Below are 25141 nucleotides of genomic sequence, written 5' to 3'. Positions count from 1 at the left end.
GGCCGAATGCAGCTTCGCCCCGCCGAAGGGCTCGGACAATGTCAGGGAGCACCGACTACCGGCCGGTGACCGAGCCCTGTCGGAGAGCCCATGCTGCGGATGCACTTCACAGCCGACGACATCGCACGTGTCCGCGTCGCCGACGCTCCCGACCACCTCTGGGAGATCACCAACAGCTTCCAGGTGCTGATCAGCGGGGACGACACACCGGCGTTCGGTGACTGGAGGCGCCTGGTCGGGCCGCGGCTGGGCCCCGCGGACAGACTGCTCACGGCACTGCTTCCGGCGCGCGGCTACTCGCCGGACTTCCTCACGCCGGGCCCGGCCGCGCCGGGTCTCAGGAGCGCGGTCGACACCGTGCTCAGCACCCCCAGGACCGCCCTGCGCAGCGACCTCGCGGTGCTCGCCACCTCCCCGTCACGGAGGGGCACGCCGCTGCCGGCCGCCGTCCGAGCCCTGGCCGACGGCGAACCCGAGGCCCTGCGCCGGCTGGGCTCGGCCCTGCACGCCTACCACCGGCGGGCCCTCGTCCCCTTCTTTGCGCACATCCGGGCGCAGGTGGAGGCCGACCGGGCCGCGCGTGCACGGGCGGCCATGGACGGCGGCACGCAGGGACTCCTGGCCAGTTTCCGGCCGATGCTGCGCTGGAAACCGCCCGTCCTGGAGGCCGACTACCCGGTCGAACGTGAACTGCGGCTCGAAGGGCGGGGGTTGGTGCTGCAGCCCTCCTTCTTCTGCTCGCGCAACCCCGTCATGCTGGCGGCTCCGTCCCCCGGCCTGACGCCCGTTCTGGTCTATCCGATCCAGCACACCCTCGGGTGGGCCCGGCGGCGGAGCGCCACGGAGCGGGACGCCGATCTGGGCACGCTGCTCGGCCGTACCCGGGCCGCCCTCCTCGAGGACGTCGTCACCGGCCGTACGACGGGGGAGCTCGCGCGGCGGCTGGGGATCTCGGACGCGGCGGTGAGCCAGCACACCGGCGTCCTGCGCCGGGCGGGCCTGCTGGTGAGCGTGCGCCGCAGCAGGCACGTGCTGCACACCATCACCCCTGCCGGACTCGCCCTCCTCGACCGCCCGTTGGGCGCGCCGCTCGACGTTTAAGCCCCAGCTTCGACGTCTGGCGAAAGCGCGGAGCATGAGGCGAGCCTGAGGGAACGGACGGGCCCGCACTCGACCGTGGGGCCCGGTGTTCCGTCATCCCAGGGGGGATCCACAGAATGCGTAAGAGACGTTCCGTTCTTGCCGTGCTCGGCACTCTGGCCTGCCTGCTGGCGGTCGTCTTCGCCACGACCGCACCGGCCCAGGCGGCCTCCTCCGCCGGCGAACAGAAGAAGCCGGCGGGTCAGATCCTGACCATGCCGGAAGTACCCGGCTCAGCGGCACCGTCGGTCAGGTCCGCGCTCGCGGAGCCTCCGACGACCTGGCCGAAGGCCCGGAAGATCGTGCACGTGCCGGCGGGCGGCAGCCTCACATGCGACTCCGGAAACCTGTGCGTCGCCGCATACGACAGCACGAGGGGGGACTACGCGGTCTTCTTCCTCTACTACTGCGACACCTACGCCCTGTCGAACTTCGTCGGCACGGGCTCCTACCGCAACTCACAGACCGGCGGCGCCGTCGCCCACTTCTACGGCAAGAGCGGCAACCACCTGCTGGCCGTCGCTCCCGGCGAAGGCAGCACGTCCTACGACTGGACGCCCGTCTGGTCGATCCGCAACTGCTGACCGCTCACCGGCCGGAGCCGGCCGGGCAGGGCACCCGCCGGTGTCCTGCCCGGCCTCGGTCCGCTGCCGGTGAGGACCGTGCCGCCGCCCCGCGGGGGAGGGCGGCGGTGCGGGCAGGGCGGGCGGCCGGCTCCGACGGGAGCTCTCAGGGCGGCGACTTCTCCGAAACCGGTGCCGCCGGCAGCTCCAGCCGCCGCGAGGAGGGAGCCACGGGCAGCCGGGGCGCGCTCGCGGCCGGCGCGTGCGGGGCCGGCGCGCGCGGCGCGGGGGCGTTCGCCTGCGGGGTGAAGAACCACGTCAGCCTCGGCTCCAGAACGAACCGCAGCGCCCGTCGCACCGGCGCCGTGCACAGCAGGGTCATCAGTCCCGCCGCGATGACCGTGATCGCGAAGCGGTCGAGCGGATGCTGTGCGCCCTCGTCCTCGAACCAGCCCAGCTCCTTGGCGTACTGGAGCGGATACACGTGCAGCACGTACGCGCAGAGCGTTCCGGCGCCCAAGGACGTGAACCACATGCGCCTGCGCGGCACCCAGGACAGGAAACACACCGTCATCACCAGGGCACAGCCGAACGCCGTGAGCGTCATCACCGCGCCCAGCCATGACGGGAGCCCCAGGCTCTGTGCGTCCTTGTCGTGCAGGAACGGGGCCGCGGAGATGTACGGAACGGCCGCGTACGACACCGCCACCGCGCCCGCGGTGACCGGCACGGCGAGAATCCGCACGGCGCGGTGCCGCACGAACTCGAGGTGCCGGGGCCGCAGTCGGAGTCCCAGCACGAAGAACGGCAGGAACTGTGCCACGCGCATCAGCTCCAGATCGCCGCTGACGCTCGGCGTCACACCGGCGGCGACCGCGACGGCCAACGAGACCGGCAGCGGCCACCGCAGAGCCTTCCACAGTGGGGTCGTCAGCCGCCACAGGCACAGCGCGACCAGGAACCAGAGGGCGAACTCCGGTTCCTGGTAGGCGAATTCACGCTCCGGTTCGTCGCCGGCCCACCGCATGAAGAACGTGAACAGCGTCTGGAAGACGAGATAGGGGACGACGACGCCGGTCAGCAGGCGGCGGATCTGCCGTGGCCGGTACTCGAAACCGCGGGAGAGGTAACCGGAGATGATGACGAACGCGGGCATGTGGAACGTGTAGAGCAGGTAGTACAGAGCCGCGGTCGGCCGGCTGCCGACCGTCAGCGGCGCCCATGCGTGCCCGACGGCGACGAGCACGATCGTCAGATACTTGGCGTTGTCGAGATACGGGTCGCGGTGCGGCGCGTCCTGCTCTCCCGCCGGCCTCTTCTCCACCCGGGCGGCGCGGCCCGCGCGGTCCGTACGCCCCGCCCCGCCGCTGCCGTCCCCGCCGTCGCCGCGGTCCGGGACTTCCGGCAACTCGCGGGTGGCGGCGGGGGGTTCAGTACGCAGCGGGGGAAGCGGCGCGCGCTCGGGACCGGCCTGCAGCATCTGCCGCACGCTAGGAGCGGCGGCCGGCGCACGGAGTTTTTCTGTACGATGCAGCGATTTCGCGCGGGGGGCGCGGGAGTTGCGGTTACCTTCTGCCTTCTGCGACGAGCGGCCCGCTCGTGCCGTGGTCGCGGTCCGTTGCTCCCTCCGCGTCGCTACCCGGCCGTGACGTGCAGGAAGTCCGCGAGCGCGGCGGTCAGTTCGGCCGGCGCGTCCTCCTGCACCAGGTGCCCGGCGCCCTCGACGAACCGGAGCCGGGCGCCGGGGATCATGTCCGCCAGCCGGTGTGCGCGGTCGACGGGAATCCAGGTGTCGGCGGTGCCCCAGCAGACGAGCACGGGCGGACGGATCTCGCCGTAGCGTCCCTCGATCTCGTCCGTGAAGCGCTGGTCGTTCTGCTGGATCTGCCGGTAGAACGCGCCCTGGCCGGACTCGCCCACCCACGGCGCAACCAGCCCGTCCAGCACCCGCCGAGGCAGGCCGTGCGCGCTCGCCGAGCGGATGTACTCACGCACCAGTGCCTCGTGCAGCGCGGGCGGCAACTGCCCGAACACCTCCGCCTGTTCGCCCAGCAGCCGGTAGGCCGGTGACCCCCAGGGGGCCAGCGCAACCGGGTCGACGAGCGCGAGACGCCCGTATTCGGCGCCGTGCAGCAGATGCGCCCGCAGAGCGACGCAGCCGCCGAAGTCGTGAGCCAGCACCGCCGGAAGGTGCGCGCCGCCGGCCCCGAGGCCCCAGTGGCCGAGCAGCTCGCTGAAGATCAGGCCCTGCGCGGCGAGCGAGACGTCCTGGCCCTGGTACTTCGCGGAGGTCCCGTAGCCCGGCATGTCCCACACGTGGACGCGGTACGTCTGCGCCAGGGCACGGGCCACGGCCCGCCACGTGAACGACGACCACGGCGTGCCGTGCAGAAGGACGACGGGAGGCCCGTCCGCGGGGGCGAGCCGGCCCCACCGGACGGTGCCCGAGGAGCTCTCGTACGTGTGGTCCAGGACGGCCGCCCAGTCACCTGCCTCAGCCGCTGCCTCATCCGCAGTGCACTTCGTCATGCGCCCAGTCTCCGTACGGCGGGGCCCCTGCGCACGCCATTTGCGGACCGCTGCGACCTCGGGTGCCGACCGGGTGCCGGTTGCCCCGACGTTCGGTGACCGGCCGGGTCCGCATGGTGATCGACCGTTGCCGGGACGCGTCCGCCGGGCGATGAATCCCGCGCGCTCATCCGGATACCCGGCACCGGAAATACAGGGCCGGCCGAGAGAAAGCGAGACGGTTGTGACCTACGCAGTGAAGAGCACGCTCCCGGACGACGACCTGAAGACCGTCGGCGAAGCCCTGCAGGGCGAACTCGTGGACCTGGTGGATCTCTCCCTCGTCGCGAAGCAGATCCACTGGAACGTGATCGGGCCCCGCTTCCGGTCCATCCACCTCCAGCTCGACGAGGTGGTCTCCACGGCGCGTTCGTACTCGGACACCGTGGCGGAAAGGGCGTCCGCGCTCGGTCTGCCGCCGGACGGCCGTTCCTCGACGGTCGCGGCCACGAGCGCGATCGAGCGGGTGAACGAAGGCTGGCAGAAGGACACCGACGCGGTACGGACGATGGTCAAGGCGCTTGAGGCGTCCATCGCCGGAGCCCGTGAGCGCATGAAGTCCGTGAGCGAACCGGACCCCGTGACCGAGGACATCTTCATACAGCTCACCGCCGACCTGGAGAAGCACCGCTGGATGTTCCAGGCCGAGAACGGGAGTTGAGGCTCGGGGCCGAGCCCCGGGAGAACAGGAAGTGACCGGCTCCGGCCGTCATGATGCGGCCGGAGCCGGTCCCGCCGCAGGCCCGGGCAGCCGGACGCCGCTTCACCCGGCACGGGCAGACCCGGCCCGTGCCGCTCCCGGGAGACGGCCGCTCCCTCAAGAGGGCGGCGCCGGAGCCGTCGGGACGAAACTGTTGAAGTTCGGGGGTACGCCGGTGTGTTCGCTTCCGTCGTCGTCGGCATAGCGCCATTCGAAGGGCAGGCCGTGTGCGGTCATCACGTCCGGGCCGTCCATGAGCTGGAAGTGCAGATGGGGGTCGGAGGAGTTGCCGGAGTTGCCGCATTCGGCGAGTTGCTGCCCGGCCGTGACCCGGTCGCCCGGGTTCACCCGGAGGGAGTCGCGGCGAAGATGCGCGAAGACCGCGTGGACGCCTCCGCCGAGGTCCAGCACGACGTGGTTGCCCAGGAGATGCCGGGGCCACCCGAGGCCGCGGACGAACCCCTCCAGGTGGAGGAAGACCAGGCCGGGCAGTGACGTACGTGTCAGGTGGTCCCGCTGCCTGCCGGCGGTCGCCACGACCATCCCGGCAGCCGGGGCGAGAAGGGGGCGGCCGAAGGACGGGTAGGACTGCGGCCGGCGCGCGAGGGGCCAGAGCCACGTGACGGGCGGGGTGGCCGGAGTCTCGTTTCCGTCGCCGTCGCCGCCCTTGCCGTTGCCCGGGCGCGGCTCGTACTTCACGTCGATCGCGTACGTCTGAGCATGGCTGTGAGTGTGGCTGGGGATCTTTGACCCTGGGCTGTTGAACGCCGTCCAGCGCCCGGTGAAGGGCACCGGGAGCATCAGGGGCGCCAGGCCTTCGCGCGGGCGCTGCCGGAAGTTCATGGCGACGGCCAGGAGCAGCCCCGCCAGGATCAGCGTGACGCCGGTGAACCAAAGCGGCCCGAGACCTTGCCTGTTGACCAGAACACACACGGCTCCGGCCGCGAAGACGAGACCGTGCCGCTTCCACACAGCCATCAGCATGCGCATTTTCCCCCGGTTGCCTGCGAGCGCGCGGACGCCGGCCGTCCGGCTGCGGCGAGCCCGCTGAGTGGTCTTCCGCCAAGCGTACCCAGCACCATGAACGGCCCATGCCCTTCTTGAAGCCGTCGAAGGCTTCCTGGAACTTCTTGCGCGCCTGGTGCGGGCCGCCGCGTCGACGGCGAGGCGTTCACGGTGCCGGTGCCGGTGCCGGTGGACTCCGGGCGTGTGGCAGGGGCGGCTGTCGGCGCCGATGAGGCCACCCCGTGCTCGCCGGGAGACGGAGCGGCTGCACCGCCGAGGGCGTCCCGCATCTCACCTCTGAGGACTTGATCGCAGCCTGTCGCCCCCTCACGCCGTGGCGCCGCCGAGCAGCACTCCCGCCAGCGTGCCCAGCAGCATGAACGGGCCGAAGGGCACCGCCGTCTTCAACTTCGCGCGTCCGGCCAGTACCTGCGCGAGGCCGTAGCAGGCGGCGAGGAGGAAGCCGAGGAACGTCCCGGCGAAGACCACGTTCCAGCCGTACCAGCCGAGGGCGAGGCCGAGGGCGGCGGCGAGCTTCACGTCGCCGAAGCCCATGCCGCGGGGGTTGAGCAGGAACATCACGAAGTAGGCGGCGGCGAGGACGGCTCCGCCCAGCAGCGCCCCCGTCCATTCGCCGCCCGCCCGCGGTGCCAGGGCGGCGAGGCCGAGCAGGGCGGCGGTCGCCACGGCCAGCGGCAACGTGAGTATGTCGGGGAGGCGTTGGGCTCGGAGGTCGACGGCGGCGAGCAGCAGGCCGAAGGGCGCGGCCAGCAGCCAGACGCCCAACTCGGGCCGCGGGCCCACGAACAGCGCGAGTGTCACGCAGACCGACGCGCAGACGGCGGCGAACAGCCGGGGCGAGCCGCCGAAGGGCGCGGCAGGCTCGTGCGGCGCGCCGGCATCCCCCGGGCCGGTGCCCGCCGCTGCCGCCGTCCCGGCCGGCGGGCATGCCCGGCAGCGGGCGCGGCCGAGCCATCCGCGTGCGGCGCCGGTGAGTTCGTGGCCCGCAGGGCACCGTCCGCGCCATGGCGTCTGCGGCGGCACGGCCAGCCGGTAGGCGGCGCGCGGCAGCAGCGAGCCCGCGGCCGCGCCGTACGCCGCAGCGCACAGCGTCAGTAACGGGACGAGTACGGGCATCGGCGTCCCCCCTGGAACGGACAGTCCTGTCACCCTCCGGGCATCTGTCAACCAACGGTTGACGCTCTTCGGGTTGTCAACCTAAGGTTGCCACATGACGGATCCCATTCCCATGGCCGGCCGGGTACGGCTCGACGACCTGATCGACGCCATCAAGAACGTCCACTCCGACGCGCTCGACCAGCTCTCGGACGCCGTGCTCGCCGCCGACCACCTCGGCGACCTCGCCGACCACCTCATCGGCCACTTCGTGGACCAGGCCCGCCGCTCGGGCGCCTCCTGGACGGACATCGGCAAGAGCATGGGCGTGACCAGGCAGGCGGCCCAGAAGCGCTTCGTGCCCAAGGCCCCTGTGCCGGGCGAGAGCGCCGACCTGGACCCCTCGCAGGGCTTCGGCCGCTTCACCCCGCGGGCACGGAACGTCGTGGTGTCCTCCCAGAACGAGGCACGTCAGGCAGGCAACACCGAGATCGGCCCCGGCCACCTCATCCTCGGGCTCCTCGACGAGCCGGAGGGCATCGGCGCGAAGGCACTCGTCGCGCGAGGTGTGTCACTCGAATCGGTGCGGGAGACGGTGACCGGGACGCTTCCCGCGGCCGTCGACGGCGTGCCGGAGATGATCCCCTTCGACGCACAGGCGAAGAAGGCGCTGGAACTCACCTTCCGGGAGGCGCTGCGCCTGGGCCACAACTTCATCGGCACCGAGCACATCCTCCTCGCGCTCCTGGAGCTCGAGGACGGGGAGGGGACGCTCGCGGGCCTCGGCATCGACAAGGCGTCCGCCGAGGCCGAGGTGGCCGCCGCGCTGGCGGCCGTCGCCGGAGACTGAACGGGCGCCGCCCGCAGCGGAACCGGTGCGGGCCGGGCCCCTGCCGCGCCCGGGGCTCAGTACGCGGGCGGTGGCCCGAACACGCCGCCGACGCCGCCGACACCGCCGACACCGCCGTCCGTGCCGCCCGCGCCGTCCGTACCCTCGGCGCCGTCCCCGCCGCCCTGCGACGGCGGGGACGCGGGCGGTGCGGCCGTCGGTGCCCCGGGAGGCGGCCCGGCCGGAGGGGGTGGCGTCCCCGGCGGTGCCCCGGGAGGCGGCCCGGCCGGAGGGGGCGAGGCGGCAGGCTGGACCGGAGGATAGGCATACGCCGGACCCGCCTGCCCGGGCCCCGGCTGCGGCGGGACGTACGGCTGGGCCTGCCCCGGCGGAAACTGCCCCGGCCCCATCTGCCCGGGAGGCGACCCGAAGGACGGGGCACCTGCCGCGAGCGGCGCGGGCCCGGGCTGTGCCGGCACTCCGGGCCGCAGCGTCAGCACGATCAAGGTCACCGCGCCGGCCAGCGTGATCAGCAGCTGAAGGCGGCTGAAGAAGCCCGCCACGGGCGCCGCGCCCAGTTCGAAGAAGACGCCCGCGTCGAAGTAGCCCCACAGGACCGTGACGGCGCGCGGCAGCAGCAGGACGGCGAGGCCCAGGGAGAAGCCGCGCGCGGAGAGCGTACGGACCCCGGCCAGTACGCAGGCGGCGCCGCCCACGGCGATCAGCGTGAGCCACTCCCAGCCCGGGGATGCGTCGAGCAGCGTGACGACGGTGCCCCGTCCGGTGAACAGGCGGAGCCAGTGGTCGGCCCCCGCCGTGGAGAACGCGTGGATGCTCCAGCCGGCGCTGAAGAGCACCAGGAGGGCGCAGAAGAGCGCCGCCACGACCGCGTGCACCCCGGTCGGGCGCTGCGGGCACTCGCTCGGCAGCAGCGGCTCCGGCGGATGCGCGGCGTGGGGAGGCTGGGGCTGCCCCTGCCCGAAAGGCTGCCCGAACTGCCCGTACGGCTGCCCGAACTGCTGCCCGTACGGCTGGCCGTAGGGCTGAGCCGGAGCCCCGTACGGCTGGGCGGGCCCGTCAGGCTGTCCCGTCCACCGCCGGATGCCCGCCATCAGCACGATCGCGAGCGGCAGGCAGAACAGCGACGCCCAGAAGCAGCTCGACCAGGCGGCGTCCACCGACGGGTCGTCGAAGAAGCCGCGCAGCGCGTAGTACGGCGTCGACTCCGAGTGCAGGCCCGCATGCCAGATCACGGGCAGCCGCCACGCCAGGGTCAGCGCCGTGGTGACGGCCATGAGGCCGCCGGCCGCCCAGGCGCCGGTGAACGCGGCGAACGCGGCGGCGATCTGGAGGAGGCCGAGACCGACGTCGTCGGCGGTGGTGGCGGGAATCTCCGTCAGCCCGCCCGCACTCGGTCCGAAGGCTCCCGTCCACACCTTCCAGGTGCCCGCGAAGCCGAGTTCGAGGATGTCCCGCAGCACCCAGATCCAGGTGTGCAGCGCGAGGAGGAGGCAGAAGACTCCTCCGGTGATGCGCGCGCCCTTGCTCAGCACCTGTGGCATCGCCACGCCCCCCTGCCCTGTTCTTCCGTGGTCCTGCGCCCACGTGGAATACGGCCGCACGCACGGATGTTGTGACGGACTGTCCTCCGGGCCGTCGCCCGCGGTAGCGGTGCCGGAACAGTAACAGTCGGGCGGGTTCGGGCCGATGCCGCCCGCGGTGGCCGGCCGCGCCTTCCCGACGCACGCAGCTGCCCCGTACGTACGTAGAATCGAGGAATCATGGCCCGCTCCGCCTACCTCGATCACGCCGCCACGACGCCCATGTTCCCCGAGGCGGTCCGGACGATGACCGCCCAACTCGCCGTCACCGGCAACGCCTCGTCGCTGCACGGCTCCGGGCGGCGCGCGCGGCGCACCGTCGAGGAGGCCAGAGAAGCGCTTGCCGCCTCTCTCGGTGCGCGGCCCAGCGAGGTCGTCTTCACGGCGGGCGGAACCGAGGCCGACAACCTTGCCGTCAAGGGCCTGTACTGGTCGCGCAGGGACGCGGACCCGGCCCGTACGCGCATCCTCGCCAGCCCCGTCGAGCATCACGCGGTCCTGGACACGCTCCACTGGCTCGCCGAGCACGAGGGCGCGGACGTGGAGTGGCTGCCCGTCGACGAGTTCGGCAGGGTGCACGCGCGGGCGCTGCGTGACGCCGTCGCGCGCGACCCGGGCAGCGTTGCCCTGGCCACCGTGATGTGGGCGAACAACGAGATCGGCACGGTCATGCCGGTGGCTGAACTGGCCGCCGCAGCCGAGGAGTTCGGCGTGCCGCTGCACTCGGACGCGGTGCAGGCCGTGGGTCAGGCCGAGGTGGACTTCGCCGCGTCCGGGCTCGCCGCGCTGACGCTGACAGGGCACAAGATCGGCGGTCCCTACGGGGTGGGCGCGCTGCTGCTGCGCCGGGAGCACACGCCCGTGCCGCTGCTGCACGGCGGGGGCCAGGAGCGCGACGTGCGTTCCGGCACGCTGGACGTGCCCGCTGTCGCCGCCTTCGCCACCGCGGCCGAACTGGCCGCCGAGCGGCGCACGGCCTTCGAGCGGGAGACCGGTGCCCTGCGGGACAAGCTGATCGAGCGCGTGCGCACGGAGGTTCCCGACGCGGTGCTCAACGGCGACCCGGACCCGGCGGGGCGCCTGCCCGGCAACGCGCACTTCTCCTTCCCCGGCTGCGAGGGCGACTCGCTGCTGCTCCTGCTCGACGCGCAGGGCATCGAGTGCTCGACGGGCTCCGCGTGCACGGCCGGGATCGCCCAGCCGAGCCACGTGCTGCTCGCCGCGGGCGCCGAGCCGGACCTCGCGCGGGGCACGCTGCGCTTCTCGCTGGGGCACACCTCTACGGAGGCGGACGTGGAGGCGCTGGCGGGCGCGATCGGCCCGGCCGTCGAGCGGGCCCGCGGCGCCGGGCTGAGCTGAACGGCTGCCGGGTCCTCTCCACCGCGGCGGTGCCGCCTTCGCGCGGTCGGCGCTTTTCCCGATCACCGTCTGGAACGCCCGGCCGGTCGTGCCGTTGACTGAGGCACCCGACCGGTGCGCCGCGCACCGGTCGACGAGCGGCACGCCCGCGTCACGGCTGCGGTGAAGGAGAGTGCGGTGGGCGGTGGACCACGGGATCACGCGCACTCACCGGCCCCCGCCGTGAGCGCACCGCTGCCCGCTTCGGTGCGCCTCGGATACGGGCTCGGGTCGCTGTGCACCGGGACGTTCCCCACCGTTCCCGGACTGCTGCTGCTCTACTACCTCACCAACGTCATGGCCGTCCCGGCGGCGCTTGCGGGCGTCGCGCTCTTCCTCCCCAAGGCCTGGGACGTACTCGTCAATCCGGTCGTCGGCGCCGTCTGCGACCGCAGCCGGCTGCGCGGAGGGCCGCGCCGCCCGTTCCTGCTGGCGGGCGCGCTGACGCTGCCGCCGCTGTTCGCGCTGATCTTCGCGGCGCCCCCGGTGCGCGGCACGGCCGCGGCCGCGTACGTGGCGGTGCTCTTCCTCCTGGCCGCGACGTCCTACGCCGTCTTCCAGGTGCCGTATGTGGCGATGCCCGCGGAGTTGACGCACGACAGCGGCGAGCGCGGCAGACTGCTCGCCTGGCGGGTCGGTTTCCTCGGTGTGGCGATCCTGCTGTCGGGTGCGGCGGCGCCCGCCATCGCGCACGCGGGAGGCGACACCCCGGGCAGCTACCGGCTGATGGGCGTGGCCGTGGCGGCCGTGCTGGCCTTCGGGATGCTCGCGGCGTGGCACGGCACTCGTAAGGCACCGGCGGTCTCCCACACCACCGCCGAGCCCTCGCTGCGGGCACAGCTCACCGCTGCCCGCAGCAACAGGCCGTTCCTGTACCTGGCCGGAATGTGGGCGGTGCAGGCGCTCGCAATCGGCGTGATGCTCGCGGGTGTTCAGTACTTCGCCACCTACGTCCTGGGTTCGGCGAGCGCCGTCACACCCCTGTTCGTGTGCATGATCGGCCCTCTGGCGCTCGTCATGCCGCTGTGGAACCGGCTCGCGCGGGCGCGTGGCGTCAAGTACGCGCAGTTCTGCGCCTCTTGGGTGTTCCTCGGCGCGACGGTCGTGCTCGTCCTCACGCCCTGGGCCGGCGCGTGGCCCGCGTACGCGACGATCGCTTCGGTCGGAATCGCCTACGGGGGAATGCAGTTGCTGCCGCTGCGCATGCTCGCGGACAACCTCGCCGCCGATGCCGTACGTACGGGACGGCAGCGCGCCGCCACCTTCACCGGCCTGTGGACGGCGGTGGAGACGCTGGCCTTCGCGCTCGGCGCGGGCGCCTTCGCCGCGGTGCTGGCCGTCAGCGGCTTCCGCTCCTCCGACGCGGCGCACGCCGTGGACCAGCCCGCCTCGGCACTGACCGGAATCGTCCTGGGGATGAGCGTGCTGCCCGCCGTGCTCGCGCTCGTGAGCCTGTGGCTGCTGAGCAGATACACCGACGTCCCGGCTCCCGCGACTGTGAAGGACGAGAGAAGACCTTGACCGCTGAATCCGACTCCCGCCTGCCCGAGGGCCGTCCCGCCGGTGACGTGCTCGCCGAACTGCGCGCACTGCGCGAAGCCGACGCGCCGACCCGCGGAGGCCGCACCTTCGCCTACGTCTACGACGCCGGCGTGGAGGGGCTCGACGAACTGGCCGCCGCCGCCTATTCGGCGTACGCGACCGTCAACGGCCTTGACATGACGGTCTTTCCGAGCGTCGCCCGCCTGGAGAACGACATCGTGCGCAGCGCCGCCGCCCTGCTCGGCGCGCCCGGCACGCAGGGGACCTTCACCAGCGGGGGCACGGAGAGCATCCTGCTCGCGGTCAAGACGGCCCGCGACCACGCACGGGCCGTGCGGGGGGTGCGCGAGCCGCGCATGGTCGTGCCCTCCACCGCGCACGCCGCGTTCCACAAGGCGGCCGCCTATCTCGGGGTGGAGCCCGTGGTCGTGCCCGTCGACAGGGATACGTACCGGGCCGACGCACCGGCGATGGCGGCCGCGGTCGACGAACGGACCGCCCTCGTCGTCGCCTCCGCTCCTTCCTACGCGCACGGTGTCCTCGACCCGGTCGAGGAGATCGCCGCGGCCGCCGGGGAACGGGGCGTGCTGTGCCACGTCGACGCCTGCATCGGGGGCTGGCTGCTGCCGTATCTGCGCCGCGCGGGGCGCGAAGTCCCCCCGTTCGAGCTGACGTTGCCCGGCGTCACCTCGCTCTCCGTCGACCTGCACAAGTACGGATACGCCGACAAGGGCGCGTCGGTGCTGCTCCACCGGGACGCCGAGCTGCGCAGGTACCAGTACTTCGCGCACGCCGGATGGCCGGGCTATCCCGTCGTCAACCCGACGGTGCAGGGCACGAAGTCGGCGGGACTGCTCGCGCAGGCATGGGCGGTGCTGAGGCACGTCGGCGAGGACGGCTACACGGACCTGGCACGGCAGGTCGCGGCGGCGTCGGACCGGCTGCTCGACGGGCTCGGCAGGATCGGGGGAGTACGGATACTCGGGCGGCCGGAGGCGGGGCTGGTCGCGTTCACGCTGGACGCAGACGCAGACGCAGACGCAGACGCAGACGCAGACGCAGACGCAGACGCGCACGCCGTCGGCACGGGGGTCGCGGACGAGGGCGCCGCAGGCGGAGTGATCGGCGGGCCCGGCGAACCCGGCTCCGAACCGGCCGCCGCCGAGGGCGACTTGAGTCTCGTGCTGCACCTCGCCGACGAGATGCGGACCCGCGGCTGGTATCTCCAGCCGCAGCTCAGCCACGACGGTATGCCGCCCAACCTGCACCTCACCCTGACCCCGGCGACAGTCGGCCGGGTCGACGAGTTCCTCGACGCCCTCGGCGAGTCGCTGAGCGCCGCACGCGCGCTCCCTCCGGTGCGCGTCGACCCGGAGCTGGCGCGGCTGGCGCACACCCTCGATCCGTCGGCCATCGGGCCGGAAGAGGTCGCCGCCGTGCTGGCCTTCGCCGGGCTCGGCGGAGCCGACGGGCCGGGTGGGCACCGCGACGCGGGTAGCCCCGGCGGCACCGGTGACCCCGGCGGCACCGGTGGCCCGGGTGGCGGGGTGGCGGCCGGGACCGGCGGGCGGATGGCGCCCGTCCTCGTCCTGCTGGACGCGCTGCCCGTGCCGCTGAAGGAACGACTGCTGGCGGAGTACGTCGGGTCGATCTTCCGGATCTGAACCGGCCAGCTGCGGCGTCGGCCGGGCAGTGCGCCCGCCGCCGGGCCGGCAGGTCCCCGGTACCGCGTCCGCAGCACCACGAGAACGAGACGATTCCGGTCCCGGCCGGAATACCGTCGACCGGCCCTCTACCCAGGAGTAGTACCGGGGGTTAACGTTCGTCGCACGCTGCCGCTTCTCACCCCCACAGGAGATACCGGTGATCAACTCCCGTGCGTCGTCCGGAGGTTCCAGAAGAAGCCGGTCCGCGGGGCTGCGCGGCGTGCTCGCCGCCGTCGCCGCTGCCGCGCTGCTCGCCCCGCTCCTGGGCGGCTCACCCGCGTTCGCAGCCGGGGCGGAAGCCACAGCCGCGGAGAAGGCCGCGGCGCTGGCCGCGCAGGACCCGTGCGGGGGCCAGTGCCGCGACATCCTCCCCGCCGGGCAGAACGGCCACGCCAGCCTGGTGGAGATCCTGCTGCACAAGGCCGTCGGCACCCGGCCCAAGCACTCGGCGGACCAACTCGGCCCGTACGACAAGCTGTTGCACGAGTACTCGGGCCTGAGCGACGAAAAGCTCTCCGACTACTTCAACGACGCCTCCTTCGGCGTGCCCGAGGACCAGGTGGAGAGCGTCAAGAAGCCCCGCGCGGACGTGACCATCACGCGCGACAAGGCCACCGGCACGCCGCACATCAAGGGCACGACCCGTTCCGGGACGGAGTTCGGCGCCGGATACGCAGCGGGTCAGGACCGGTTGTGGCTGATCGACGTCCTGCGGCACGTCGGACGGGGCCAGTTGTCGTCCTTCGCCGGCGGCGCGGAGGGCAACCGCGAGCTCGAACAGAGCCTGTGGGCCGTCGCCCCTTACACCGAGGACGATCTCCAGGCTCAGGTGGAGCGCATCCGCGACTCCGGCGAGCGGGGCGCACAGGCCTACCAGGACATCAAGGACTACGTCAGCGGGCTCAACGCCTTCGTCGACGACACCCTCGGCGCGCTCAACCACCCCGGCGAGTACGTCCTCACGGGCAACGGCTCGAAGATCAAGGACTTCACCGTCACGGACGTCGTCGCCATCGCGTCCGTCATCGGTGCCATCTTCGGCAACGGAGGCGGCGGCGAAGTCGGCAACGCGCTCGCCAAGCTGGCGTTCCAGAAGCAGTACGGAGATGCCGGCGGCGAGAAGGCGTACACGGCCTGGCGTGCGCAGAACGACGCCGGCGCCACAACGACCGTGCACGGCAAGGAGTTTCCGTACGCGCAGTCCCCGCGGAACCCGCGCGGAGTGGCCACCCCCGAGAGCGGCTCGGTCACGGCGTTCGACCACTCGCAGAACGAGGAGGGCGCCGGAGCCTCCGCGAGGAAGAAGACGGGCAAGGACGGCGGAGCGAAGCCGGACGGCGTGCTGCCCGGCGACCTCATCACCGCGAAGAAGGGCATGTCCAACGCCCTGATGGTCTCCGGCAAGCACACCGCTTCCGGAAATCCCGTCGCCGTCTTCGGCCCCCAGACCGGCTACTACTCGCCGCAGATCATGATGGTGCAGGAACTCGACGGGCCGGGGCTGCGTTCGCGCGGCGCCTCCTTCCCGGGGCTGAGCTTCTACGTGGAACTCGGCCGCGGCCTGGACTACTCGTGGAGCGCCACTTCCGCGGGCCAGGACATCACCGACACCTTCGCCGTCGAACTGTGCGAGGAGTCGGGCGCCGAACCCACCACCGAATCGCAGAGCTACATGCTGCGCGGGAAGTGCACACCCTTCGAGAAGCTCTCCCGGCACAACGAGTGGAAGCCCACGCTCGCGGACGGCACGAAGGCCGGCTCGTACGACGTGGTGACACTGCGCTCGGCGTACGGGCTGGTCAGTCACACGGGCACGGTGGACGGCAAGCCGGTCGCGTTCACCGCGCTGCGCTCGACGTACCACCACGACGCCGACTCGGTGATCGGCTTCCAGAAGTTCAACGACCCGTCGGCCATCACCTCGGCGCGCAGCTTCCAGAAGGCCGCGCAGGACATCGGCTACACCTTCAACTGGTTCTACGCGGACGCCGACCACACCGCCTACTTCAACTCCGGTGACAATCCCGTCCGTTCGAAGGACACCGACCCGGACCAGCCGATACGGGCGGAGAAGGCGTACGAGTGGAAGGACTGGGACCCGGAGGCCAACACCTCCGCCGTCACGCCTCCCGCCGAGCATCCGCAGTCCGTCGACCAGGGCTACTTCGTCAACTGGAACAACAAGCAGGCCGAGAGCTACTCCGCCGGCTGGGCCAACGGGCCCGTGCACAGGGGGGATCTGCTCGACACCCGCGTCGGGGCGCTCGTGAAGGAAGGCTCCGTGACGCGCGCGAAGCTCGTCCAGGCCATGGAGGAGGCGGCGGCCGTCGACCTGCGCGCCGAGAAGGTGCTGCCCGAACTCCTCGACGTCATCGGCGAGTCCGAGGTCACCGACCCTGAACTCGCCCGAACAATCAAGCAGTTGCGCGCGTGGAAGGAATCGGGTTCGCAGCGCCTCGAAGCCGCGAAGGACGACGGCACCTACGAGCACGCGGAAGCCGCGCGGGTGCTGGACGTCTGGTGGCCTCTGCTGGTGGAGGGCCAGTTCAAGCCCGTGCTGGGTGACGACCTGTACACGTCGCTGACCTCGCTCGCGTCGGTCAACGAGTCGCCCTCCGGCGGCCAGAACGGCAGCGGCGGCTCCGGCGGCGGAGTGGGGGCCGGCCAGCCCCACAAGGGGTCGTCGTTCCAGACCGGCTGGTGGTCCTTCGTCCAGAAGGACCTGCGCAGCGTGCAGGGCGAGGCGGTCGCCTCACCGCTCGACAGGCCGTACTGCGGCGGAGGTTCGCTCGCCGAGTGCCGGGAGATGCTCCTGACGACGCTGTCCGAGGCGGCCGCGACCCCGGCCGAGGAGACGTACCCCGGGGACGACGAGTGCGAACCGGGTGACCAGGTCTGCGCCGACTCGATAGTGCACCGGGCCATGGGCGGCATCACGGTTCCGCGGATAGCGTGGCAGAACCGGCCCACCTATCAGCAGGTGGTGGAGTTCCCCGCCCGCCGCTGAGCGCCGGTCCCGCTGCGGCAGGTGCGCATGGCTCAGCTCTTCCCGGAGCCCCCGGAACTCCCGGAGCCCCCGGAGTTCCCGGCACTCTGGGAAGAGCCGTCCCGTGCCTGCCGCACGTAGCTCATGTAGCGCTTCCAGTCCCAGTGCCGGCCCGGGTCCGTGTGGTCGGCGCCGGGGACCTCGTTGTGCCCGATGATGTGCTCGCGGTCGACGGGTATGCGGTACCGCTCGCAGATGCGGGCCGTGAGTTCGGCCGAGGAGCGGTACATCTCCTCGGTGAAGTTCTGCGGGCGGTCCACGAACCCCTCGTGCTCGATGCCTATGCTCCGCTCGTTGTAGCCGCGGTTCCCCGCGTGGTAGGCGACGTCCAGCTCGCGCACCATCTGCACCGTCCGCCCGTCGCTCGCCCGCACGATGTAGTGCGCGGCCGAGGCGTGCAGCGGATCGCGGAAGACCTTCACGGCGGTACGGAAGTCGCTCTGGGTCACATGGATCACGACGCGGTCGATGACGTAGTCGTCGGGCCGGTCCGCGAAGCGCAGATTCGCCTCCGAGGCGGCGATCCAGCTCACTCCCGGCTGATCGACCTCGCCGCTCTTGCGCGGTTTGTCCACCCCCGGCAGCCGCCACCACAGCCGTGAGGTCTTGTCCCAGGTCAGGGCAGCAGCAGCGGCGAGCACCGCACCACCGCCTCCGCCGATGATCGCAGCACGCCGAGAGATCGATCCCATACCTCTGCAAACGCCTGCGGCCACTGCCCCGGTTCCGCCGTCGCCCCACCGGGCCGCGGCCGTTACTCGCCTGCGGTTCGGCGGGCCGTTCCGTCTACTCTGGACGGGTTATGACTGACGCTTCCATCCCCCAGCCTTCGGCCGGGGGTGCCCCCACCCAGCCGCCGGCCGGGGGTGCCCCCCACCGGCCCGCCACCTCAGCCCGGCCCTCCTCCGGGGACGCCCCGAGGCTGCGCGTACTCGCCGCCATGTCCGGCGGTGTCGACTCGGCGGTCGCCGCCGCCCGCGCCGCGGAGGCCGGCCACGACGTGACCGGAGTGCACCTGGCGCTCTCCGCCAACCCCAAGTCCTTCCGTACGGGCGCCCGCGGCTGCTGCACGATCGAGGACTCGCGCGACGCGCGCCGCGCCGCCGACGTCATCGGCATCCCCTTCTATGTCTGGGACCTGGCCGAACGCTTCCGCGAGGACGTCGTCGAGGACTTCGTCGCCGAGTACGAGGCGGGCCGCACGCCCAATCCCTGCCTGCGCTGCAACGAGAAGATCAAATTCGCTGCGCTGCTGGACAAGGCGCTGGCGCTCGGCTTCGACGCCGTGTGCACCGGCCACTACGCCACGATCGTCACCCGCGACGACGGCACCCGCGAACTGCACCGCGCGAGCGACGCCGCCAAGGACCAGAGCTACGTGCTGGGCGTGCTGGACGCCCGGCAGCTCGCGCACGCCATGTTCCCGCTCGGCGACACCCTCACCAGCAAGGACGAGATCCGGGAAGAGGCGCAGCGGCGCGGCCTGGCTGTCGCGAAGAAGCCCGACAGCCACGACATCTGCTTCATCGCGGACGGCGACACCCAGGGCTTCCTCGCGGACCGTCTCGGCACGTCCGAGGGCGACATCGTCGACGAGGACGGCGAGAAGCTCGGCACCCACGAGGGCGCGTACGGCTTCACCATCGGCCAGCGCAAGGGCCTGCGCATCGGGCACCCGGCGTCCGACGGCAAGCCGCGGTACGTGCTGGACATCTCCCCGGTCGACAACACGGTCACCGTCGGCCCCGCGGCCTCGCTCGACGTGACGGGCCTGACGGCCGTCAGGCCCCGCTGGTGCGGCACCCCTCCGGACGGCCCCGGCATCTACACCGCCCAACTGCGCGCGCACGGCGGCGAGTGCGAGGTCAGCGCCGAACCGGCCGCGGACGGGGCGGAGTTGCGCGTCCGCTTCACCGAACCGGTGCGCGGAGTGGCCCCGGGCCAGGCGGTCGTCCTCTACGACGGCACGCGCGTCGTCGGCTCTGCGACGATCGCCACGACGGAGCGGGCGCGGCCGGCGGCGCCCAGGCCGGAAGCGCTGGGGAAGGGCGTCAGCCGAGGGTGACGCTGCCCGCGGCGAACGGGCCGGGACTGCCCCGGGCAGCGACCTGTGCGGCCGGGCGGGCCACGCGGAGACGGCCAGGGGGCGCGTGGGGCCGCGGGGCGGGCGAGGCCCGCCGCCACAGCCGGACTCCGGGGAGAACTACCCCCCGTGGACCGTCCCGCTGAAGACCTTCTCCAGCTTGTCGAACTCCTCCAGACAGCGGCCGGTGCCCACCGCCACGCAACTGAGCGGCTCCTCGGCGACGAACACCGGCATGCCCGTCTCCTTCGCCAGCCGTTCGTCCAGTCCGTGCAGCAGCGCTCCGCCGCCCGTGAGGACGATGCCGCGCTCCATGATGTCGCCGTAGAGCTCCGGGGGACAGGCGTCGAAGGCGGCGCGCACCGCGTCGATGATCGCCGCGACGGGCTTCTCGGTGGCCTCCTTGATCTGGTCCTCGGTCAGTTCCACGGTCTTGGGCATGCCGGTCTCCTTGTCCCGGCCGCGCACGGGGGTCGGAATCCCGCTGCCCATCGACATCTTCACGTCCTCCGCGGTGCGTTCCCCCACCCCCATGGCGAAGTTCTGCTCGATGTACGAGGCGATCGCCGTGTCCAGCGCGTCTCCGGCGACCCGCGCGGAGCGCGTGACGACCGTGCCGCCCAGGGAGATGATCGCGACCTCCGTGCTGCCGCCGCCGATGTCGACGACCATCGAGCCGCGGGCCTCGTGCACGGGCAGCCCGGCACCGATCGCGGCCGCCATCGGCTCCTCGATGAGGTGCACCGAACGCGCACCGGCACGCGCGGCCGTCTGCAGCACGGCGCGGCGCTCCACGCCCGTCACACCGCTCGGGACGCATACGACGACCCTCGGCCCTCTGCCGCGCCCCACCTTCGCCACGCGGATGAAATGCCGGAGCATTCCCTCGGTGGCTTCGAAATCGGTGATGACGCCGCCCTTGAGGGGCCTTGTCGCAGTGATGGAGCCGGGAGTGCGGCCCACTGCCTCTTTCGCTTCCGTGCCTACGGCGAGCACTTTTCCGGTGCGCGACTCGACCGCCACGACGGACGGTTCGTTGAGGATGATGCCGCGTCCCCGCGCGTATACAAGCGTGTTGGCCGTGCCAAGGTCTATGCCGATGTCACGCGTGCTGAACGAGGTGCTCTTCGCCATATGTGGTCTCGCCGTGTTCGGTGCATGGTGTGCCGAATTGTCTGGGTGGGCTTGCAGCATACCCAACTGTCCTGGTTTCAGGGCAACTCGACCTCCGGGAACCTGAGATCGCATAGATGCTGGTGGGAGCGCGGTTCTCGGTCGAACAAGGGGTCGACCGTTCGGTTGGGTGGCATAGACCCGGACCTGAGTGGATAGCTATGCGCTGGAGTCCGAGCGCGCGGTGCCCGTGACTGAAGCCTTGGCGTCCCGGGTCGGCCGCGCCGTAGGCCACCCTCTCAGCAATCGGAGGTACCCCATTACCGCGCGACCGACGCAGGAATTCGGAGAGAACCCCGTCGATGTCCGGGAAACCGGCCACTACACGGAGGAGTATGTCCCAAGTTTCGTCGACAAGTGGGACTCTCTCATTGACTGGGAAAAGCGCTCACACAGTGAGGGCAATTTCTTCATAGACCTGCTGCGAAAGCGGGGAGTGAAGAGTGTGCTCGACGTCGCCACGGGGACCGGGTTCCACTCGGTGCGACTCCTCGAAGCAGGTTTCGACGCAGTGAGTGCGGACGGCAGCGCCGACATGCTGTCGAAAGCCTTCAAGAACGGAATGGAGAACGGCGGTCACATCCTCCGCGTGGTCCAGGCGGACTGGCGCTGGCTCAACAGGGACGTGCACGGGGAGTACGACGCCATCGTCTGCCTCGGCAACTCCTTCACGCACCTCTTCTCGGAGCGTGACCGCCGCAAGGCGCTGGCCGAGTTCTACGCGATGCTCAAGCACGACGGAGTGCTGATCCTGGATCAGCGCAACTACGACGCGATGCTGGACCGTGGATTCTCCAGCAAGCACACGTTCTACTACTGCGGCGAGGACGTCGCGGTCGAACCGGAGTACCTGGACGAGGGATTGTGCCGCATGCGGTACAACTTCTCCGACAACTCCGTGTATCACCTCAACATGTTCCCGCTGCGGAAGGATTACACCCGCCGGCTCATGTCCGAGGTGGGATTCCAGCACATAGAAACCTACGGCGACTTCCAGCACACCTACCGTGAGGAGCAGCCGGACTTCTTTGTGCATGTCGCGGAGAAGGAGTACCGCATGGACGAGGAGGGCGGCGGTGCATACTCAGCCGCCGTCAGCACCGCTCGTACGTACTACAACTCGTCCGACGCCGACGAGTTCTACGCATCGGTGTGGGGCGGCGAGGACATCCACATCGGGCTCTACGAGAGCCCGGACGAGCCCATCGCCGACGCGAGCCGCCGCACGGTCCAGCGCATGGCGGAGAAGCTCGACCTGGACGAGTCGTCGGTCGTCCTCGACCTCGGTGCCGGCTACGGCGGTTCGGCTCGCTACCTGGCCGAGACGTACGGCAGCCGCGTCATCGCGCTCAACCTCAGCGAGGTCGAGAACGAGCGGAACCGTGAGCTGAACGCCCAGCGCGACCTGACCGGCAAGATCGAGGTGGTGGACGGTTCGTTCGAGAACATCCCCTACCCCGACGACAGCGTCGACGTCGTCTGGTCGCAGGACGCCTTCCTGCACAGCGGCAACCGCACGCGGGTACTGGAGGAGATCACGCGGGTGCTGCGCCCCGGCGGGCAGCTCGTCTTCACCGACCCGATGGCGGCGGACGGCACCTCGACGGCCGTGCTGAAGCCGATCCTGGAGCGCATCCACCTGGACACGATGGGCTCGCCGGGCTTCTACCGGCGTGAGCTGGCCCGGCTCGGGTTCAGCCCTGTCGGCGGCGAAGGCTTCGAGGAGCACCGCGAGCAGCTCGTCAACCACTACGGCCGCGTGCTCCGGGAGACCGAGCGGCAGGAGGCCGAAGGGGTCGCCGGCCTTGCCGGCAAGGTGAGTTCGGAGTACCTGACCAACATGAAAAAGGGACTGGGCCACTGGGTCAACGGCGGCAACGAGCGTCAACTCACCTGGGGAATCTTCCACTTCAGGCTTTGAGAAACGATTTTGCCGGCTGTTCCCGCCTCCCACCGGGGGGCGGGGCACGGTCCCCCTCGCAGTCGCGCGGGGGACCCCCTACGGGGCGGGTCAGGGCGTGCGCGGATCGGGGAACCGGTGCTCCCCGGTGCCCGGGATGCGCGGCCTGTCACGGGTGGGGCCGGCCGCCAGCAGCCGGCTGAGGCCACGGCGGGTCGCGCCGACCACCACACGGTCGCCGGCCTTGAGCACGTACCCCGGGTGCAGGCGCCACTCGAGCTCCCCCGCGCCGGTGGACGTCAAGCCCGCGCCCTCCGACGTCATGGACGACAGGTCGTGGCGGCGCTCGTCCTCGGAAGCCGTGTCGAGGGCGACCACCCGCCACGCACCCGGCTGGGAGGCCTGCTCGACCGTGCGGTCCTCCAGCAGCGGGTTGCCGCGCACGTCGACGGCCGAGAAGACGAGCACCCGGCGGCCAACCGAGATCGCACCGAGCACCTGCCGTCCCATCATCGCTCCGGCGAACGCGGGAGCCGCCAGCGCCGAGACGCTTCGGCTGCGGGTCTGCGCGGCGGGATAGGAGTCGCGGAGCGTGCGGTAGACCGTGGTGGCGAAGGCGTCGTCGAACAGCCGCATCACCACCCGCAGTTCGGGCTTGATCTGCCTGGCGTTGAGCGACGCCTCCAGATTGATGCCGTCGGAGCTGGTGAGGGCCAGAAGCGCGCGGCTGCGCTTGATCTTCGCGTCCTCGAGTACGCCTTCCCGCGTGACGTCGGCGATCAGCGTGGGAACCCGGCGCCTGCGGGCGAGAGCGATGCCCCGCGCCTCGTCGTTCTTCTCGATGCACACGACGGGGATGTTCAGCTCCAGCAGCCGCTCCAGTACGTGCTTGCCCACCTTGCCGAGGCCCACCAGCACCACGTGCCCGGACATCCCGCGCGGCGGTGTCGGCAGGGCTGCCGCCTTGCGGAAGGCCCCGTAGCTCTCCAGGACCACCGCGAGCAGCAGCGGCAGCAGCATCATCCCAGCCAGGCCGGCGAGCAGTTGGAGGACCTGCTCACCGGCCGGTTCCCGAAGATTGGGCTCGTTGATCGCGAAGAGGTCGAGGAGCGTCACATAGGCCGCGTGCAGAGGGGAGTCGCCGCTGATCCCCCAGTTCACCGCGGCCAGGACGAACACGACCACCGTCATGGCAAGCAGCGAGTACCGCAGACGTCGCGAGAACAGCTCCTTGAGGGCCAGCATCCGTGGCAGCCGCGGGGCGCGCACGGCGGCGGCGCGGCTGCTCCTTCGCGTGATGGCCTCCAGAACGACGGCCTCCCGGTGCGGCGGCAGGCCGCGCAGGTCCTCTTCTCCCGGGAGCAGGACGGGGCCCCGCCCGGACCGGTCACTGCCGGGCCGGTCACCCGCGGGGGAGGACGCTCCGGTGCCGCCCGTCCCGCCCGTCCCGTTCGTCCCGCGCGTCCCCGTGGCGCCCTCGCCCACGCTGCCGTCGGAGGAGCCCTCGTCGTCCTCGGAGGAGCCCTCGTCGTCCTCTGCGCCCTCCGTGGCGGGCATCAACGCGAGCGTGCACAGCGGATTGCGGCGGTCCACGGTGCGCAGCGTGCGTTCCTTCGCGCGCAGCAGCAGCCCGTCCGCGTAGATCACCTTGTCGCTGCCCACGACGGCCGCCGCGACGATGGAGGGCGCGGCGGTGTCGGAGTCGGAGAGCACCGTCGTCGTGGCGTCCGACGGGGGCTCCTGCGCTGCGGTGCCGCCCGCCCGCCGGTCGCCGCTCAGCCGTGCGGCCCGGTCCAGCAGGTCCGTCAGGTACTGGCCCAGGTTGCGGTTGAACATCCGTATGACGAGGCGCACCCGCGGGTTGAGCCGGCGGGCCCGCAGCGCGATGTAGATGTTCAGCTGGTCGTCGCCCGAGGTGAGCGCCAGCGCTCCGGCCCGCTCGATGCCCGCCCGTAACAGCGCGTCGTCGTCGGGGACCTTCGCCTCGACCGTCTCGACCGACAGCCCCCGCCTCCCGGTGAGCTCCGCGATCTGCGGGCCGTGACTCCCGCCGCGCAGCGAGGGCAGGACGACCGTCACGTGCTGCCGGTAGACCGTGGCCAGTTCCCTGGTGACCCGCTGCGCGAGCGCGTTGTCACCGCAGACCACCATGTGGCCGCGCAGGCCGCGGCCTAGGCTGCTGTCCATGGTCTCCAAGGACAGTTCCCCCCTGAACATCTGCGTCTTCTGCTCCGCTGCCGAACTCGCCGATGTGTACACGGAGTCGGCCCGCGAGTTCGCCGAGCTTATCGGCAGCCGCGGACATTCTCTGGTGTGGGGCGGATCGGACGTCGGGCTGATGAAGGTCGTCGCCGACGGAGTCCACGGTCACGGGGGACGCCTCGTGGGCATCTCCGTTCAGTTCCTGCAGAGTTCGGCGCGTGCGGACGCGGACGAGATGGTCGTCGCCGCGACGCTGGCCGAGCGGAAGGCTCAACTGCTGGAGCGCGCCGATGCGTTCGTCGTCATGGTGGGCGGCACCGGAACCCTGGACGAGGCCACGGAGATCCTGGAGCTGAAGAAGCACGGGCTGCACGCCAAGCCCGTCGTACTGCTCAACACGGCCGGCTACTACGACGGGCTGCGTCAGCAGCTCTCCCGCATGGAGGCCGAGGGCTTCCTTCCGCTGCCGCTGTCCGAACTGGTCGCCTTCGCCGACGACGGTGCGAGCGCACTGCGGCTGCTGGAGGCGTGAACCGGCCGGGGCCCCGGGAGACGGACCGGGCCGGTGG

General features: G+C 71.6%; 19 protein-coding genes. 11 read left to right on the top strand and 8 right to left on the bottom strand.

Features of this window, described 5'->3' with window-relative positions; all coding sequences use genetic code 11:
• Positions 1-90 precede the first annotated feature (90 nt).
• Together H180DRAFT_RS14440 and H180DRAFT_RS14435 are read left to right on the top strand one after the other, a co-directional pair.
• A complete protein-coding gene (locus H180DRAFT_RS14440; protein WP_055486440.1) occupies positions 91-1101 on the top strand; it encodes an ArsR/SmtB family transcription factor in 1011 nt (336 codons plus the stop codon).
• Between the two features lie 116 nt (positions 1102-1217).
• Positions 1218-1724, top strand: coding sequence for a hypothetical protein (locus H180DRAFT_RS14435; protein ID WP_074466812.1), 507 nt, complete (start codon positions 1218-1220; stop codon positions 1722-1724).
• A 145-nt stretch (positions 1725-1869) separates the two neighbouring features.
• Here the strand turns inward: H180DRAFT_RS14435 and H180DRAFT_RS14430 are convergent, their stop codons facing one another.
• Positions 1870-3183 carry an acyltransferase family protein gene (locus H180DRAFT_RS14430; RefSeq protein ID WP_107097659.1) on the bottom strand — a complete coding sequence of 438 codons (1314 nt, stop codon included), beginning with the start codon at positions 3181-3183 and terminating at the stop codon, positions 1870-1872.
• A 155-nt stretch (positions 3184-3338) separates the two neighbouring features.
• Complete coding sequence (locus tag H180DRAFT_RS14425; RefSeq protein WP_055486438.1) at positions 3339-4232, bottom strand: alpha/beta fold hydrolase; 894 nt, start codon at positions 4230-4232, stop codon at positions 3339-3341.
• A gap of 223 nt (positions 4233-4455) precedes the next feature.
• Here H180DRAFT_RS14425 and H180DRAFT_RS14420 point away from each other — a divergent pair, with 223 nt between their 5' ends.
• Positions 4456-4932 (top strand): Dps family protein, encoded by a 477-nt coding sequence (locus tag H180DRAFT_RS14420; RefSeq protein ID WP_055486437.1) that lies wholly within the window; start codon positions 4456-4458, stop codon positions 4930-4932.
• Positions 4933-5088: 156 nt separating this feature from the next.
• On the opposite strand, the gene H180DRAFT_RS14415 is transcribed toward H180DRAFT_RS14420, so the two are convergent.
• Positions 5089-5955: a M23 family metallopeptidase gene (locus H180DRAFT_RS14415; protein ID WP_079100104.1), complete on the bottom strand. Its 867-nt coding sequence runs from the start codon at positions 5953-5955 to the stop codon at positions 5089-5091.
• Between the two features lie 348 nt (positions 5956-6303).
• Positions 6304-7113, bottom strand: coding sequence for a prepilin peptidase (locus H180DRAFT_RS14410; RefSeq protein ID WP_055486436.1), 810 nt, complete (start codon positions 7111-7113; stop codon positions 6304-6306).
• A gap of 94 nt (positions 7114-7207) precedes the next feature.
• On the opposite strand from H180DRAFT_RS14410, the gene H180DRAFT_RS14405 reads away from it, so the two are divergent.
• On the top strand, positions 7208-7942 hold the full coding sequence (locus H180DRAFT_RS14405) for a Clp protease N-terminal domain-containing protein (protein ID WP_055486435.1): 735 nt from the start codon (positions 7208-7210) through the stop codon (positions 7940-7942).
• A gap of 56 nt (positions 7943-7998) precedes the next feature.
• Here the strand turns inward: H180DRAFT_RS14405 and H180DRAFT_RS14400 are convergent, their stop codons facing one another.
• On the bottom strand, positions 7999-9489 hold the full coding sequence (locus tag H180DRAFT_RS14400; RefSeq protein WP_139151387.1) for a hypothetical protein: 1491 nt from the start codon (positions 9487-9489) through the stop codon (positions 7999-8001).
• A gap of 213 nt (positions 9490-9702) precedes the next feature.
• On the opposite strand from H180DRAFT_RS14400, the gene H180DRAFT_RS14395 reads away from it, so the two are divergent.
• The 4 genes from H180DRAFT_RS14395 (at position 9703) to H180DRAFT_RS14380 (ending at position 17175) form a co-directional block, all read left to right on the top strand.
• Positions 9703-10881 (top strand): cysteine desulfurase family protein, encoded by a 1179-nt coding sequence (locus H180DRAFT_RS14395; RefSeq protein ID WP_055486433.1) that lies wholly within the window; start codon positions 9703-9705, stop codon positions 10879-10881.
• A 177-nt stretch (positions 10882-11058) separates the two neighbouring features.
• On the top strand, positions 11059-12441 hold the full coding sequence (locus tag H180DRAFT_RS14390) for an MFS transporter (RefSeq protein ID WP_254666029.1): 1383 nt from the start codon (positions 11059-11061) through the stop codon (positions 12439-12441).
• Positions 12438-14126, top strand: a complete 1689-nt coding sequence (locus H180DRAFT_RS14385) for a pyridoxal phosphate-dependent decarboxylase family protein (RefSeq protein ID WP_055486432.1) — start codon at positions 12438-12440, stop codon at positions 14124-14126. The genes H180DRAFT_RS14390 and H180DRAFT_RS14385 overlap by 4 nt, the downstream gene beginning before the upstream one ends.
• Before the next feature lie 199 nt (positions 14127-14325).
• Entirely contained in the window at positions 14326-17175 is a 2850-nt protein-coding gene (locus H180DRAFT_RS14380; RefSeq protein ID WP_254666028.1) for a penicillin acylase family protein, read from the top strand.
• Between the two features lie 32 nt (positions 17176-17207).
• On the opposite strand, the gene H180DRAFT_RS14375 is transcribed toward H180DRAFT_RS14380, so the two are convergent.
• On the bottom strand, positions 17208-17906 hold the full coding sequence (locus tag H180DRAFT_RS14375) for an N-acetylmuramoyl-L-alanine amidase (protein WP_055486431.1): 699 nt from the start codon (positions 17904-17906) through the stop codon (positions 17208-17210).
• A 110-nt stretch (positions 17907-18016) separates the two neighbouring features.
• Between H180DRAFT_RS14375 and mnmA the strand changes: the two genes are divergently transcribed.
• Positions 18017-19279 (top strand): tRNA 2-thiouridine(34) synthase MnmA, encoded by a 1263-nt coding sequence (gene mnmA, locus H180DRAFT_RS14370; RefSeq protein ID WP_302622445.1) that lies wholly within the window; start codon positions 18017-18019, stop codon positions 19277-19279.
• Between the two features lie 138 nt (positions 19280-19417).
• Here mnmA and H180DRAFT_RS14365 read toward each other — a convergent pair whose 3' ends face one another.
• Complete coding sequence (locus H180DRAFT_RS14365; RefSeq protein WP_055486429.1) at positions 19418-20431, bottom strand: rod shape-determining protein; 1014 nt, start codon at positions 20429-20431, stop codon at positions 19418-19420.
• Positions 20432-20729: 298 nt separating this feature from the next.
• Here H180DRAFT_RS14365 and H180DRAFT_RS14360 point away from each other — a divergent pair, with 298 nt between their 5' ends.
• Complete coding sequence (locus H180DRAFT_RS14360) at positions 20730-22391, top strand: glycine/sarcosine N-methyltransferase (RefSeq protein ID WP_107097658.1); 1662 nt, start codon at positions 20730-20732, stop codon at positions 22389-22391.
• Positions 22392-22481: 90 nt separating this feature from the next.
• On the opposite strand, the gene H180DRAFT_RS30085 is transcribed toward H180DRAFT_RS14360, so the two are convergent.
• Positions 22482-24557: an NAD-binding protein gene (locus tag H180DRAFT_RS30085; protein ID WP_254666026.1), complete on the bottom strand. Its 2076-nt coding sequence runs from the start codon at positions 24555-24557 to the stop codon at positions 22482-22484.
• A gap of 22 nt (positions 24558-24579) precedes the next feature.
• Here H180DRAFT_RS30085 and H180DRAFT_RS14345 point away from each other — a divergent pair, with 22 nt between their 5' ends.
• The gene (locus H180DRAFT_RS14345) at positions 24580-25104 is read left to right on the top strand and encodes an LOG family protein (protein WP_055486490.1); all 525 of its coding nucleotides are present in this window, start codon (positions 24580-24582) and stop codon (positions 25102-25104) included.
• Positions 25105-25141: the final 37 nt, after the last annotated feature.

The sequence above is a fragment of the Streptomyces sp. WMMB 322 genome (assembly GCF_900090145.1).
Taxonomy (GTDB): Bacteria; Actinomycetota; Actinomycetes; order Streptomycetales; family Streptomycetaceae; genus Streptomyces.
This window is presented reverse-complemented; position numbering and strand designations above follow the sequence as displayed.